The 14,225-nt window shown below is 72.2% G+C and carries 13 protein-coding genes; 4 read left to right on the plus strand and 9 right to left on the minus strand.

Annotated elements, in window-relative coordinates:
- Positions 1 to 38: 38 nt before the first annotated feature.
- From ACFZ8E_RS22255 to ACFZ8E_RS22265, 3 genes are all read right to left on the minus strand, one after another.
- Positions 39 to 824: a creatininase family protein gene (locus ACFZ8E_RS22255; RefSeq protein WP_405043806.1), complete on the minus strand. Its 786-nt coding sequence runs from the start codon at positions 822 to 824 to the stop codon at positions 39 to 41.
- 66 nt (positions 825 to 890) lie between these two features.
- On the minus strand, positions 891 to 1,415 hold the full coding sequence (locus ACFZ8E_RS22260) for a protein phosphatase CheZ (protein WP_243933132.1): 525 nt from the start codon (positions 1,413 to 1,415) through the stop codon (positions 891 to 893).
- Positions 1,416 to 1,453: 38 nt separating this feature from the next.
- Complete coding sequence (locus ACFZ8E_RS22265; RefSeq protein ID WP_147729619.1) at positions 1,454 to 1,837, minus strand: response regulator; 384 nt, start codon at positions 1,835 to 1,837, stop codon at positions 1,454 to 1,456.
- Positions 1,838 to 2,134: 297 nt separating this feature from the next.
- Between ACFZ8E_RS22265 and ACFZ8E_RS22270 the strand changes: the two genes are divergently transcribed.
- Both ACFZ8E_RS22270 and lexA read left to right on the plus strand, forming a co-directional pair.
- Complete coding sequence (locus tag ACFZ8E_RS22270) at positions 2,135 to 3,073, plus strand: NAD(P)-dependent oxidoreductase (RefSeq protein WP_405043807.1); 939 nt, start codon at positions 2,135 to 2,137, stop codon at positions 3,071 to 3,073.
- A gap of 171 nt (positions 3,074 to 3,244) precedes the next feature.
- On the plus strand, positions 3,245 to 3,985 hold the full coding sequence (gene lexA / locus ACFZ8E_RS22275) for a transcriptional repressor LexA (RefSeq protein ID WP_243933128.1): 741 nt from the start codon (positions 3,245 to 3,247) through the stop codon (positions 3,983 to 3,985).
- Here lexA and ACFZ8E_RS22280 read toward each other — a convergent pair.
- Positions 3,979 to 6,324: a ComEC/Rec2 family competence protein gene (locus ACFZ8E_RS22280; RefSeq protein WP_405043808.1), complete on the minus strand. Its 2,346-nt coding sequence runs from the start codon at positions 6,322 to 6,324 to the stop codon at positions 3,979 to 3,981. The genes lexA and ACFZ8E_RS22280 overlap by 7 nt on opposite strands.
- A 249-nt stretch (positions 6,325 to 6,573) precedes the next feature.
- On the opposite strand from ACFZ8E_RS22280, the gene gltX reads away from it, so the two are divergent.
- Complete coding sequence (gene gltX, locus ACFZ8E_RS22285) at positions 6,574 to 8,001, plus strand: glutamate--tRNA ligase (protein WP_243933120.1); 1,428 nt, start codon at positions 6,574 to 6,576, stop codon at positions 7,999 to 8,001.
- Positions 8,002 to 8,209: 208 nt separating this feature from the next.
- Positions 8,210 to 9,499, plus strand: coding sequence for a citrate synthase (gltA, locus tag ACFZ8E_RS22290; protein ID WP_147844312.1), 1,290 nt, complete (start codon positions 8,210 to 8,212; stop codon positions 9,497 to 9,499).
- A 214-nt stretch (positions 9,500 to 9,713) separates the two neighbouring features.
- Here the strand turns inward: gltA and lpxB are convergent, their stop codons facing one another.
- The 5 genes from lpxB to lpxD all read right to left on the minus strand — a co-directional run bounded on the left by lpxB (position 9,714) and on the right by lpxD (position 14,221).
- Positions 9,714 to 10,862, minus strand: a complete 1,149-nt coding sequence (lpxB, locus tag ACFZ8E_RS22295; protein WP_405043809.1) for a lipid-A-disaccharide synthase — start codon at positions 10,860 to 10,862, stop codon at positions 9,714 to 9,716.
- Positions 10,859 to 11,740, minus strand: coding sequence for an LpxI family protein (locus ACFZ8E_RS22300; RefSeq protein ID WP_243935772.1), 882 nt, complete (start codon positions 11,738 to 11,740; stop codon positions 10,859 to 10,861). Before ACFZ8E_RS22300 ends, lpxB begins: the two co-directional genes overlap by 4 nt.
- A gap of 8 nt (positions 11,741 to 11,748) precedes the next feature.
- Positions 11,749 to 12,567, minus strand: a complete 819-nt coding sequence (gene lpxA, locus ACFZ8E_RS22305; RefSeq protein WP_147728018.1) for an acyl-ACP--UDP-N-acetylglucosamine O-acyltransferase — start codon at positions 12,565 to 12,567, stop codon at positions 11,749 to 11,751.
- Positions 12,564 to 13,028 carry a 3-hydroxyacyl-ACP dehydratase FabZ gene (fabZ, locus tag ACFZ8E_RS22310; RefSeq protein ID WP_147728017.1) on the minus strand — a complete coding sequence of 155 codons (465 nt, stop codon included), beginning with the start codon at positions 13,026 to 13,028 and terminating at the stop codon, positions 12,564 to 12,566. Before fabZ ends, lpxA begins: the two co-directional genes overlap by 4 nt.
- A gap of 134 nt (positions 13,029 to 13,162) precedes the next feature.
- The gene (gene lpxD / locus ACFZ8E_RS22315; RefSeq protein ID WP_147728016.1) at positions 13,163 to 14,221 is read right to left on the minus strand and encodes a UDP-3-O-(3-hydroxymyristoyl)glucosamine N-acyltransferase; all 1,059 of its coding nucleotides are present in this window, start codon (positions 14,219 to 14,221) and stop codon (positions 13,163 to 13,165) included.
- Positions 14,222 to 14,225 lie beyond the last annotated feature (4 nt).

Raw genomic sequence — 14,225 nt, forward strand, 5'->3', positions numbered from 1 at the left:
AAGCCCGGCCCCGCTCCCGAATCGATGCGACGTCGAGGCTACCCGCCCGAAAGGTCGAAGCGCGCCACGTCGTGCAGGAGCGCCACGAACGCCCGCGCGCCGTGGTCGAGGGCGGCCTCGCCCGCCTCGGCGGTGCCGAGCCGGGCATCGCCGATCGCGCCCGACGGATGGAGGTCGCCGGCCTTCCAGGCGAAGGCGGCGGGACGCCCGGCGCGCAAGTGCGTGAAGGCGCCGGCCATCGCACGGGTGCGCGAGGGAAAGTCGGCGATCGCCTCGCGCCGAACCAGGTCGGGCCGAAGCGCCAGCATCAGCGCCGTCTCGATCCCGCCGGCATGGATGCCGTGGACGATCTCGTCGTCGGGAAAGCATCCCTCCGGATAGCCGAACCGCGCCCAGGCGGTCGTCACCGCGACCATGCCGAAGCGGGCGCGCAGATCGCCGGCCACGAGGTCGATCAGCGCGCTGTTGCCGCCGTGCGAGGTGACGATCACCAGCCGGTTGCAGCCGGCCCGGTGCACGCCCGCGCCGATCTCGGTCCAGGCGGCGAGCGCGGTCGCGGTGGTGAGCGAGAGGGTGCCGGGAAAGGCGTCGTGCTCGTCGGACTTGCCGACCGACTGCACCGGCAGCACCAGCACGTCGAGATCGGCCGGCACCAGGGCGCGGGCGCGCGCGAGGTAGCCCTCCATGATCGCCACGTCGGTGCAGAGCGGCAGGTGCGGGCCGTGCTGCTCGATCGCGGCCACCGGCAGCACCGCGACCGTGCGGCCCATGCCGCGCCCGGAGACCTCGCGCGCGGTCAGGTCGGACCAGAGCCGTGCCGCCATGCTGTCCCCCGATGCCCCGACGTCAGGCGCAACGCTGTAGCGGAGCCGGCCCCTTCCCGTCGAGGTTCAGGCGAACAGGGCGTCGATGTCGTCCTGCGCCGTCGCCGGGCCGTTCGGCTGCGGGCCGTTGAGGAGCAGGCGCTGGGCGCGCTCGTTGCGCTCGGCCTCGGCCGGGTCCTGTCCGGCGGCGTCCCGCGCCCGCACCGCGCTGGCGAAGCGCGCGAGCCGCAGCTCGAACTGCTGCAGGGCGGCGACCACCTTGCCGATGCGCTGGCCGGTGATGTCCTGGAAGGCGCAGGCCTCGAAGATCGTGCCGATGCCGCTCTCGACCGCGGCGCGGTATTCCGGCCCGTCCGGGAGCGCCAGCATCGACTCGGCCGCCTCCATAATGGTGTTGGTGGCGCCGGCGGTCGCGGCGAGGACGTTGCCGAGCTCCTCGTGCGCCATCGGGATGCGGTCGTGCGTCAGCTCGTTGGCGCGCAGGGCCGCGATCTCGTCGCGCACGTGGGCGATGTAGTCCGCGATCTCGATCAACTCGGACACCATGGTCGCCGGGTTGATCGTCGCGCCGAGCGGTCTTTGCAAACCCATCGTCAGCATTCCTCCGCGTGTCGGCCCCGAAAGGTCGGTCAGGCGCCGCAGACCGCCTCGATCTTGCTCTTCAGGGTCGCGGCGTTGAACGGCTTGACGATGTAGTTGTTCACGCCGGCCTTCTTGGCGGCGATGACGTTCTCGGTCTTCGACTCGGCGGTGACCATGATGAACGGCGTGGTGCGCAGGCCCTCGTCGGCGCGGACGTGGCGAAGCAGCTCGTAGCCGGTCATCGGCTCCATGTTCCAGTCGGAGATCACGAGGCCGTACTTGCGGCCCTTGAGGCGCGCCAGCGCGGCCGTGCCGTCGGAGGCGTCGTCGACCTCCTCGAAGCCGAGCTGCTTGAGCAGGTTGCGGATGATGCGAACCATCGTCTGGTAGTCGTCGACGACCAGGATCGGCATGCTGAGATCGAGGGCCATGGTCAAACTGCTCCGGTGTCTCCGAATCGCCGGCTCCGCCGTCGGCGTCGGTCACGCAATGTCGGGAGGCGCTGTCGCTGGTCGCACCTCATGCCCGGGACCTTACGCCGGGCGGCATTGCGAAGCGGTTAATCGCGCTGCGATCGGCGCACCCACTCGGATAGGCGGCGCGGCCGCCTTTACCGACGCGCTCGGCTGCGTGATGACGATGCCCCCAGCCGCGACGTCGCCCGGACGCCGCGGCAGAGCGGGCAGCCCGCCGGCACCGGCCCGGCCGCGGAGAAGGATCGCCGCCCCATGCGCAAGGTCGTCATCAGCGAGTTCATGGACGAGGCCGCGATCGCGGCGGAGCTCGCCGGGTTCGAGACGCTCTACGATCCGACCCTGGTCGACCGGCCGGACGCCCTGCGCGCGGCGCTCGCGGGCGCGTCCGGGCTGATCGTCCGCAACCGCACGCAGGTGCGCGCGGGCCTGCTCGCGGCGGCACCCGACCTCAGGGTGGTGGGCCGCCTCGGCGTCGGGCTCGACAACATCGATCTGGCCGCCTGCGCCGCCCGCGGGATCGCCGTCCATCCCGCGACCGGCGCCAACGACGGCGCGGTGGCCGAGTACGTGATCGGCACCGCGTTGCTGCTGCTGCGCGGCGCCTACGGCGCGAGCGCGCAGGTCGCCGCGGGCGCGTGGCCGCGCAACGCGCTGATGGGACGCGAGATCGCCGGCAAGCGCCTCGGCCTCGTCGGCTTCGGCGCGATCGCCCGCGAGACCGCCCGCCGTGCGGCGGCCCTCGACATGAGCGTCGCCGCCTTCGACCCGCACCTCGCGTCCGACGACGCCGCATGGCGCCCGGCGCACGGCGCGGTGGCGAGCCTGACCCTCGACGCGCTGGTCGCAACGAGCGACGTGCTCTCGCTGCACGTGCCGCTGACCGAGGCGACGCGCGACATGATCGGGCCGGCGGCGATCGCCCGGATGCGGCCGGGCGCGATCCTGATCAACGCCGCCCGCGGGGGCGTCGTGGACGAGGCCGCGGTCGCCGCGGCGCTTCGGTCCGGGCACCTCGGCGGGGCGGCGCTCGACGTGTTCGCCCAGGAGCCCGTGGACGCCGCGGGCGGCGCGGCGCTGATCGACGTGCCGAACCTCATCCTGACCCCGCACATCGCCGGCGTGACGCGGGAATCGAACGTGCGCGTCTCGGCGGTCACCGCCCGCGCCGTGCGCCGCAGCCTCGAGGGCTGAGCCCCGCAGCGCAGCGATCGAAAAGGGGCTCGGCGCGCGACGAAATTCAACGCACCGGTCGGATCGGCCGATGAGAACCCTTGCGGAACACTTGACGAACGTTTAACGTGTTCGTGTTTTGTTTCTGCGGCTCCACCTTCGTGTGGCCGCGCATTCCTGCGAGCCGCGCCGATGCTGACCCGTAAACAGCTGGATCTCCTGCGATTCATCGACGAGCGGATGCGCGAGGACGGTGTTCCGCCGTCGTTCGACGAGATGAAGGACGCCCTCGATCTCAAGTCGAAATCCGGCATCCACCGGCTGATCACCGCCCTGGAGGAGCGCGGCTTCCTGCGCCGGCTTCCGAATCGGGCTCGGGCGATCGAGGTGCTGCGCATGCCCGACGGCGCCGGCCGCTCCAGCGCGCCCGCCCCGGTGCCGGCAGCTCCCGCCGCGCCGCGCCGGTTCACCCCGAGCGTGGTCGAGGGCGGCCGCTCGAAGGCCGTGCCGCCGCGGCCTTCCACGACGCAGATGGTCGACGACAGCGGTCGCGCGGTGTCGATCCCGGTGATGGGCCGGATCGCGGCCGGCACGCCGATCTCGGCGATCCAGAACCAGAGCCACGCGATCACCATGTCGCCGGACTTCCTGGCCGGCGGCGAGCACTACGCCCTGGAGGTCCGCGGCGACTCGATGGTCGAGGCGGGCATCCTCGACGGCGACCTCGTGGTCATCCGCAAGCAGGACACCGCCAACACCGGCGACATCATCGTGGCGCTGATCGACGACGAGGAGGCGACGCTGAAGCGGCTGCGCCGTCGCGGCTCGTCGATCGCGCTCGAAGCGGCGAACCCGGCCTACGAGACCCGCGTGCTCGGGCCGGATCGGGTGCAGATCCAGGGCCGCCTGGTCAGCCTCGTGCGCCGTTACTGAAGGGTATCGCCCGGCATCTCCGGGTTCGGGCCGTCCGCGGTCGGATCGTCGGGTGCCGGGTCGGCCTCCTCCGCCCGGGGGGGCGGGGCGGCCATGCCCTGGAACGGGACGTCCTTCGGCTTGGGCTCGGCCGCGGGCGACGATCCGCCCGCTGCCTCGTCATCCGTTCCCTGGGGCGGGGGACGGACCATCGCGGGGCGCCACGGCAGCGTCCGTCCCGGCTCATGCGTGTCGGCCAGAATGAAGCCATTCGGCTCGACGCGGATCGCCACGGCGCCGTGGCTGGCGAGGTAGGCGCGATCGATGACGAGGGCGGCGGCGCAGCCCGGCGGTGCGGCGAGCGCCGTGATCAGCACCGAGGCCTTGGCGCAATCCTGCGCGAAGCCGCGGCGATCCTTCAGAAGCGCCACCGCGCGCCCGTCGGCCAACCGAAGCGTGCATCCGATCCGATCGCAGGCGGGACCGCCCGTCGCCTGCGCGCCCGGCCTGCCGTCGCCGTCGGCCTTCAGCCACTGCTCCAGCACGAAGTTCGACGGGCGCCCGAGGGCGACGAGGCTGCCGTCGGCGCGGCGCACCGCCGCCCCGCTGCCCTGGCGGTCGACGTAGATGTCGTAGCGGGCCGGCATCGTCGCTAGGCCGAGCCCGAGCAGCGCCGGCGGCAGGGCGAGCCAGCGAAGGCGCGAGACCGGGAGCGTCGCGAGCAGCAGCCCCGCGGCGAGGCACCCGAGCGCGGCGGTGCCGAAGGCCGGGACCACGACGTTGGCGCGCCCGAGCCCCTGGATCCAGCCGGAGATGGTCAGCATGCCGCGCACCGCCAGTCCCATCAGCCACCAGACCGGCTGGTCGAGGGCGAACGGGTAGGCGACGATGCCCAGCACCGCCGCCGGCATCACCGCGAGCGAGACCAGCGGCAGGGTGAGCGCGTTGCCGATCAGCCCGTAGGGTTGGACGGTCTGGAAGTGGTAGGTGGCGAAGGGCGCGGTCGCGACCTGCGCCACGAGCGTCGTGCCGAGTGTGCCGACCACCGTCGTCAGCGACAGCGCGATCAGCCGGCCGATCCGCCCGGCCCCGTCGCGGCGGAACATCCCTCCATCGATCAGGCGGGCGCAGGCGATGAGGCCGGCCACCGCCCCGAACGACATCTGGAAGCTCGGGCCGAGCAAGCCTTCCGGCTCGTGCGAGAGCGCGATGAGCGCGGCGAGAGCGAGGTTGCGCATGCTGAGCGCCGGGCGATCGACCAGGATCGCCCCGAGCATGATCAGGGTCATCACGAGGGAACGCTCGGCCGCGATGTCCCAGCCGGAGAAGACGCAGTAGGCGGTGACCCCGACCATCGCCAGCGCCGCGGCGATCTTCTTGATCGGCCAGGCCAGCGCCAGGAACGGCACCAGGGCGAGGCCGGCACGGACGAGCCAGAACACGACCCCGGCGGCCAGCACCATGTGGAGCCCTGAGATCGAGACCACGTGGTAGATCCCCGCCGCCCGCAGCGTGTCGTTGGTGGCCAGCGCGATCAACCCGCGCTTGCCGGTCACCAGGGCGGCGGCGACGGCGCCCGCCTGACCGCCGTTGGCGTCGGTGATCCTGCGGGTCAGCGCGTTGCGAGCGTCGTCCACGGCGGCCGCGAGCCGGAGCGACCACGGCACCGGCTCGGGCGGCGGCTTCACCGCGATCTTGCCGAGGAGCGAGCCGACCGCGCCGATCCCGCGGAAGTAGGCGTCGCGGGCGAAATCGTAGCCGCCGGGGCGGGCCGCCTCGGGGGGCGGCAGCAGGCGGGCGGTGGCGGCGATGAAGTCGCCCGGCCGCAGGGGCGGCGCCTTCTTGAACGAGACGCGCACCCGGACCGGCCGCTCGGCCGCGGCCATCGTGCCGAGGCTCGCGACCCGCACCACCAGGCGGGCGCCCTCCTCACGCTCCTCCAGCGATTCGATCAGGCCTTCGAGCGGCGCGATGATGGTGCGGGTCAGCACCGGCGCCGCCACCTGCGCGACCCGCAGGGCGCTCGCCGCGAAGCCGAGGAGCGCCGCCATCAGCCCGAGGGCGACGGCCAGCGCCGCGGGCCGGGCACCGAGGAACGGCAGGGTCGCGGCGCAGGCGCCGGCTGCGACGAGGGGCGCCCAGAGCGAGGGCATGCCGTCGGTGGCGGTGAAGAACGCGAGGATGCCGGCGCCGAAGGCGACCGCGAGCCAGGGAAACAGCCGCCGCTGCTCGGCCTCGATCGCGAGCCCGCCGACGACCCAGCCGCGCACGGCCGGCCCGAGCACGGCGGGCGACGGGAAGCGGCCTGATGCCGACGTGGCGACGGCCCGTCCCGTCGATCGTGCGATGTCCCGCGCCATGATCGGCACACCGGTCGGCGCGAAACGGCTGCGCCGACCCGATTCTTAACGCATCCGCGAGGGCGTGCTAGAGCCGTCCGGGCCGGGTCCGGGCGCAGGTCCCCAGCTTCCGTGCGTCGTCGGGGACGACGAACCGCCTTTCCCTCCGTCGCAGAGCGATCTAGACGCGCGCAACCGGATCGGCCGATCCGTGCCGCGGCCGCGTTCAGGGTGCTCCTTCAGCCCCGTCACCAGAAGATCCATCGTCCGATGTCGTCACCCGTCGTCACGCGCTTCGCGCCCTCGCCCACGGGCTACCTCCATATCGGGGGCGCCCGCACGGCGCTGTTCAACTGGCTCTACGCCCGCCGGATGGGCGGCCGGATGCTGCTGCGCATCGAGGACACCGACCGCGAGCGCTCGACGCAAGGGGCGATCGACGCGATCCTCGACGGGATGAGCTGGCTCGGGCTCGATTGGGACGGCGACGTGGTGTTCCAGTACGCCCGCGCCGAGCGCCATCGCGAGGTCGCCGAGAGCCTGCTCGCCTCGGGCAACGCCTATCGCTGCTACGCCACGCCGGAGGAGCTGACGCAGATGCGCGAGCAGGCCCGGGCGGCGGGCAAGCCGCTGCGCTACGACGGGCGCTGGCGCGACCGCGACCCGTCCGAGGCACCGGCCGGGGTAAAGCCGGTGATCCGGCTGCGCGCCCCGAGCGAGGGCGAAACGATCGTCGACGACGCGGTGCAGGGCCGCGTCACCTGGGCCAACCGCGATCTCGACGACCTCGTGCTGCTGCGCTCGGACGGCAACCCGACCTACATGCTCGCCGTCGTCGTCGACGACCACGACATGGGCGTCACCCAGGTGATCCGCGGCGACGACCACCTCACCAACGCCGCGCGCCAGAGCCAGATCTTCTCAGCGCTCGGATGGGAGGTGCCGAGGATGGCGCACATCCCGCTGATCCACGGGGCGGACGGGGCCAAGCTGTCCAAGCGCCACGGCGCGCTCGGCGTCGACGCCTACCGCGACCTCGGCTACCTGCCGGCCGCGCTCCGCAACTACCTCGTCCGCCTCGGCTGGAGCCACGGCGACCAGGAGGTGTTCTCGACCGAGGAGATGGTGGCGGCCTTCGACCTGAAGGCGATCGGCCGCTCGCCGGCGCGGTTCGACTTCGCCAAGCTCGAGAACCTCAACGGCCTCTACATCCGCGGCGCGGCGGACGCCGACCTCGTCGACGCGATCGAGCGCATCCTGCCGAACGTCGGCCCGGAGCGCGGCCTCTCGGCACCGCTCGCGCCGGCCCTTCGCGAAAAGCTCGTCGCGGCGATGCCGGGGCTGAAGGAGCGGGCCAAGACCCTGATCGAGCTGCTCGACAGCGCCTACTATCTCACCGCCGCGCGGCCGCTGGTGCCGGACGAGAAGGCTTCCGCCCTCCTCACCGACGAGGCGCGCGGGCGGCTCGCCGCGATCCTGCCGGCGCTGGAAGCCCTGCCCGACTGGAACGCCGCCGCGACGGAAGCGGCCGTGCGGCACTTCGCGGAGACCGCCGGCCTGAAGCTCGGGCAGGTCGCCCAGCCGCTGCGCGCGGCGCTGACCGGGCGCACGACCTCGCCGCCGCTGTTCGACGTGATGGCGGTGCTGGGACGCGCGGAGAGCCTCGCCCGTCTCGGCGACGGCATCACGAAGGGTTGAGACCGCCGCCGCAGCGCACGCGCGGCCCGGTTTTCGCTTGGCGTCTCGACGTGGTTGTCATCCGCCCCGTTGCTGGCGCTCGGCCGATCCGCTAACCCGATGGGCTTGTGAGCACCTGCAGCAAAATGCCGGTGACTTCGGGTCCCGGGCGGCGCGGAGCGCAGCCTGGGCCGGCTTCGATTCGTTGCCAGGAAAGGGTCCACGTTCCATGAGCGCAGCCAGCACCATCACCGTGGACGGCAAGCAGATCTCTCTGCCCGTCAAGAGCGGCACGATCGGCCCCGACGTCGTCGACATCGGCAAGCTCTACGCCCAGACCGGCGCCTTCACCTTCGATCCGGGCTTCACCTCGACCGCCTCGTGCGAATCGAAGATCACCTACATCGACGGCGACGAGGGCGTTCTGCTCTATCGCGGCTACCCGATCGAGCAGCTCGCCGAGCAGGGCGACTTCCTCGAGACCTGCTACCTGATGCTGTTCGGCGAGCTGCCGACGCCGGGCCAGAAGGCCGACTTCGACTACCGCGTCACGCGCCACACCATGGTGCACGACCAGATGAACCGGTTCTTCACCGGCTTCCGCCGCGACGCCCACCCGATGGCGGTGATGGTGGCCTCCGTCGGCGCACTCTCGGCCTTCTACCACGACTCGACCGACATCACGGACGAGAGCCAGCGCATGATCGCGTCGATGCGCATGATCGCCAAGATGCCGACGCTGGCGGCGATGGCCTACAAGTACTCGATCGGCCAGCCGTTCGTGTACCCGAAGAACGACCTCGACTACACCTCGAACTTTCTGCGGATGTGCTATGCCGTCCCGTGCGAGGAGTACCAGATCAACCCGATCTTCGCCAAAGCGCTGGACAAGATCTTCATCCTGCACGCCGACCACGAGCAGAACGCCTCGACCTCGACGGTGCGGCTCGCCGGCTCCTCCGGCGCGAACCCGTTCGCCTGCATCGCGGCCGGCGTCGCCTGCCTGTGGGGCCCGGCGCATGGCGGCGCCAACGAGGCGGCGCTGAAGATGCTGATGGAGATCGGCACGCCGGACCGCGTCGACCAGTACGTCGCCAAGGCCAAGGACAAGAACGATCCCTTCCGCCTGATGGGCTTCGGCCACCGGGTCTACAAGAACTACGATCCGCGCGCGCGGATCATGCAGAAGACCACCCACGAGGTGCTGAAGGAGCTCGGCAAGCACGACGACCCGCTGCTCGAGGTCGCGATGAAGCTCGAGGAGATCGCGCTCAAGGACGAGTACTTCATCGAGAAGAAGCTCTACCCGAACATCGATTTCTACTCGGGCATCACCCTCAAGGCGATGGGCTTCCCGACCGACATGTTCACGGTGCTGTTCGCGGTGGCACGCACCGTCGGCTGGATCGCGCAGTGGGCCGAGATGATCGAGGACCCCTCGCAGAAGATCGGTCGCCCGCGCCAGCTCTACGTCGGCCCGACCAAGCGCGACTACGTCGGCATCAACGACCGCGGCTGAGGCGCCTTTTGAGCGCCGTCGGCCGATGATGGATCTGCCGGCGGCGCGATGGGCCTCTCGGTCGCCAAAAACCCGCGCCCGTCATTCCGGGGCTGCGAGGCAGAGCCCGGGATCCTGAACCGCAGGCCGCCCTTCGGCAGGCATCGCCGGCGGCTCTGGATTCTGGCCTCGCCTGCGGCGCCCTGGAATGACGGCAGCCCGACGATCCGAAGCCTCAGGTTCTGATCGCAGCCAGCACCACCCGCGCCGCGCTGCGGCTCGGGGCCTCGTCGCCCGGCAGCCGCATCAGGCCGTCGATGCGCTGCAGCGCCGCGAGCTGGCGGTCCCGCGCGGCGCCGCCGGTGACCAGGGGGGCGAGCGCCGTGGCGAGGCGATCCTCGGTGCACTCGGCCTGCACGAATTCCGGCATCGCGTTCTCGCCGAGGATCAGGTTCGGCAGCACGATCGTCGGCACCTGGATCAGGCGCCGGGCCACCGCCTCCTCGACCCGCGAGACCTTGTAGGCCACCACCATCGGCACGCCGGCGAGCGCCAGCTCCAGCGTCACGGTGCCGGAGGCGGCGAGCGCGGCCCGCGCCTGGCGGAAGGCGGCGTACTTCTCGGCCTCGCCCGCGACGATGCGCACGGGGGCGCTCCAGGCCTTGGCCATGCGCTCGATCAAGGCGCGATGACGGGTGACCGCCGGCAGCACCGCCTCGATCGGCCCGACGTCCCGCGCCATGCGCGCCAGGGTGCGGCCGAAGACCGGCATCAGCCGCTCGATCTCGGATCGGCGCGAGCCCGGCAGCACCACCACGCGCCACGGCACGGCCTCCCGCGACGCCGCGTCGGCGGCGTCCGGCCGCAGCTCGGAGAACCGCTCGATCAGCGGATGCCCGACATAGGTGCAGGGCGGCCCGTTGAGCCGCAGGTGCGCCTCCGGCTCGAACGGCAGCAGCGCGAGCACGTGGTCGACGAAGCCCCGCATCGAGGCCGCCCGCCACGGCCGCCACGCCCACACGCTCGGCGAGACGTAGTCGACGATCGGGATCTCGGGCGCACGCTTGCGCACCCGCGAGGCGACCGCGTGGGTGAAGCCGGGGCTGTCGATGATCACGAGCACGTCCGGGCGGTTGGCGACCACGTCGTCCACCGTCTGGCGGATGCGGCGCAGGAGCGTGCGCAGCCGCGCCAGCACCGGCAGGTAGCCCATCACCGCCACGTCATCGAGGGGGAAGAGCGAGGTCAGGCCGCGCGCCGTCATCGCCTCGCCGCCGACGCCGCCGAAGGTCACCGGGCGGCCCGCGGCCTCGCACAGCGACGCCATCAGCTTGGCGCCGAGCTGGTCGCCGGAATCCTCGCCCGCGACGAGCCAGATCTTCATGCGCCGACCCCTATGCCGATCAGGAAGAGGCCGAGCCGGTCGGCCTCGGCGATCGTCTCCGCCCGGTCGATCAGCAGCGTGCGCCCGGCCTCGACCGCGAGCCCGACGCAGCCGGCGGCCGACGCGTTGCGGACCGTCCGCGGGCCGATCGCCGGCAGGTCGATGCGGAGATCCTGATCGTCCTTGGCGCACTTCACCAGCACGGTCGCGGGCAGCGCCCGCTCGCGGCGCCAGAGCCTGAGGTCCCACGGCTTGCGCCCGACGGTGCGGGCGCGGGCGAGCATGCGGTCGGTGCCCTCGGGGCCCTCGACGGCGAGCACGCGGTCGGCTGCGACCACCACCGCCTGGCCGACATCGAAGGCCGAGAGGGCGGCCAGCAGCGCGCGGCCGGTGGCGATCGAGGCCGCGCCGGCCGCGTCCGGCGCGTGGCGGCCGATCGGGCCGGCGGGGCTGAGCAGGTCCGGGGCGACCTCGTGGACGCCGCACACGGTGTGGCCGTTCTCCTCGAGCAGCGCGAGGGCACCGCGGAGCAGCCGGTCGTCGCCGCCATCGGCGAGATTGCGCAGGGCGACCCGGTTGCGGAACGCGGCAGCAGCGTTGAGGATCGCGGCCGGGCTCGGCCGGGCGACGCCGCCGGCCGGCACGATGGTCGCCGGCCCCCAGCCCGCGAGGATGCGCAGGGTCTCGCCGATGTCGAGGAGGTCGACGGTGGCGTCGGCCCGCGCGCGCAAGGGGCGGTCGGTGAACCCGCGCAGCGCCAGCACCTTGAAGGCGCGGCCGGCACGGTCGAGGGAGTGGGCGACCTGCTCGGGCAGGCGCCCGGCGCCCGCGACCAGCACCAGCCTCGCGTCCGGCCGTGCGGGCCGAGGAGCCGACATCGGCGGCCTCAGGCGCCGCCGCCGGAAGCCGCCGTCTCGCGCGGCGTGCAGATCGAGCGCTTGCCGCCGGCGCGGATGAAATCGAGGATCTCGCGCACCGCCGGGTGGCTCTCGAATTCCGAGGCCACGTCCTCGACCCGCTCCATCAGCGTCCCCTCGGGGGCGAAGAGCAGGCGGTAGGCGCGGCGCAGCGCATGGATGTCCTCGCGCGCGAAGCCCCGACGCTGCAGGCCGACGATGTTGAGGCCGGCGAGGTAGGCGCGGTTGCCGAGCACCATGCCGTAGGGGATGCAGTCGTTCTCCAGCCCCGACAGGCCGCCGACGAAGGCGTGCGCGCCGACGCGGGCGAACTGGATCACCGCCGCGCCGCCGCCGAGAATGGCGTAGTCGCCGACGCTGCAATGGCCGGCCAGCATGACGTTGTTGGAGAAGATCACCCCGCTGCCGACGTGGCAATCATGCCCGACATGGGCGTTGGCGAGGAAGGCGCACTTGTCGCCGACCACCGTCTCCAGGCCGCCGCCCGCGGTGCCGGGGTTCATGGTGACGCCCTCGCGGATCAGGCAGTCGGCGCCGATCCGCAGCGTCGAGGGCTCGCCCTTGTATTTCAGGTCCTGCGGCGGGTGGCCGATCGAGGCGAAGGGATAGATCCGGGTGCGGGCGCCGATGCGGGTGTCGCCCGCGACGACCGCGTGGCTGACGAGCTCGCAATCGACGCCGAGCACCACCTGCGGGCCGACATGGCAGAACGGGCCGATGCGGCAGCCGTCGCCGATCTCGGCGCCGTCCTCGACGATCGCGCTCGGATGGATCGCGGGCGCGCTCACGCCGTCACCAGCATGGCCCCGATCTCGGCCTCCGCCACGAGGGCGCCGTCGACGCGCGCCTCTCCGCGGAACCACCACATCGTCTTGCGGTGGTTGGTCTTCGTCATGTGGAAGCGGACCTGGTCGCCCGGCACCACCGGTTTGCGGAACTTGCACTTGTCGATCGTCATGAAGAACACCTGCTTGGTCTGCACGTTGCTCTGCATGATGTGCCGGCAGCAGATCGCGCCCGCCGTCTGGGCCATGCCCTCGATCAGCAGCACGCCGGGAAACACCGGCATGTTCGGGAAATGCCCGGTGAATTGCGGCTCGTTGACGGTGACGTTCTTGATCCCGATGCAGCTCTCGTCGCCGTCGATCTCGATGATCCGGTCGATCATCAGGAACGGGTAGCGGTGCGGCAGCAGCTCCAGCACCTTCTGGATGTCGGCCGAGCCGAGTTCACGCGCCGTCTCACTCATCGATCTCTTCGATCCTCGCCTCGACGCCGCGCATCCGCGCACGCCCGTCGTCACCGATCCCCGTCCTTTCGACCCAAACGGCGCCCCGACGCAAGCGCGGCGGGCGCACGGGCCGGATCGATCGGCCCTTTCGATCAGCCCTTGTCCGCCGGCTCGTCCCGGCCCGAGCGCTCGGCCAGGCGGGCGAGCGTCGTCAGCTCGCGGAACCAGGCGCGGACCGGCTTGGCCGGCGTGCCGCCCCAGCGGCTGCCGGGCGGCACGTCGCGGTTGACGTTGGAGGAGCCGGCGATCTGCGAGCCGCGGCCGATGCGCAGATGGCCGACGACGCCGACCTGCCCGCCGAGCACGACGTAGTCCTCGAGCGTAGTCGAGCCGGAGATGCCGACGCCCGAGACGATCACGCAGTGGCGGCCGATCACCACGTTGTGGGCGATCTGCACGAGGTTGTCGATCTTGGTGCCCTCGCCGATCACCGTGTCGCGCGAGGCGCCGCGGTCCACCGTGGTGTTGGCGCCGATCTCGACGTCGTCCTGCACGATGACGCGGCCGACCTGCGGCACCTTGAGGTGGGTCGCTCCCATGTGGAAGCCGAACCCGTCCTGGCCGATCCGGGCGCCGGGATGGACGATGACGCGGTTGCCGACGAGCGCATGGCTCAAGGTGGCGCCGGCGCCGATCGCGCAGTCCCGCCCGATCCGCACGTTGGGTCCGATGCCGGCGCCGGGGCCGATCACCGTGCCCGCGCCGATCTCGGCGCCGGGGCCGACGACGGCGCCGGGATCGACCGTGACGCCGTCCTCGAGGCGCGCATCGGGGTGGACGTGGGCGCCGGGCGCGATGCCGCGGGCGCCGAACTGCGAGCCCGGGCGAAGCGCATCCGGGTGCAGCCGGCCGAGCAGCACCGCGTAGACGCGGTAGGGATCGCGCAGGACGAGGCTCGCGGTGCCGGCGGGCACGCGCGCGGAAAAGCGCGGGGCGACGAGGCAGATGCCGGCCCGGGTCGCGGCGAGCGCGTCGCCGTAGCGGGCGTTGTCCATGTAGGCGAGGTCGCGCGGCCCCGCGGTCTCGAGCGGCGCGGCGCCGTCGATCCGGTGCGCCGGATCGAAGCCCTCGGGCACGGGCAGGCCGGCCGCCTCGGCGACGAGGCCGAGGGTGAGACCGGGCTGCGGGATGAAGAAGACGGGATCAGGCATGCAC

The organism is Methylobacterium sp. HMF5984 (assembly GCF_045033435.1).
Taxonomy (GTDB): Bacteria; Pseudomonadota; Alphaproteobacteria; order Rhizobiales; family Beijerinckiaceae; genus Methylobacterium.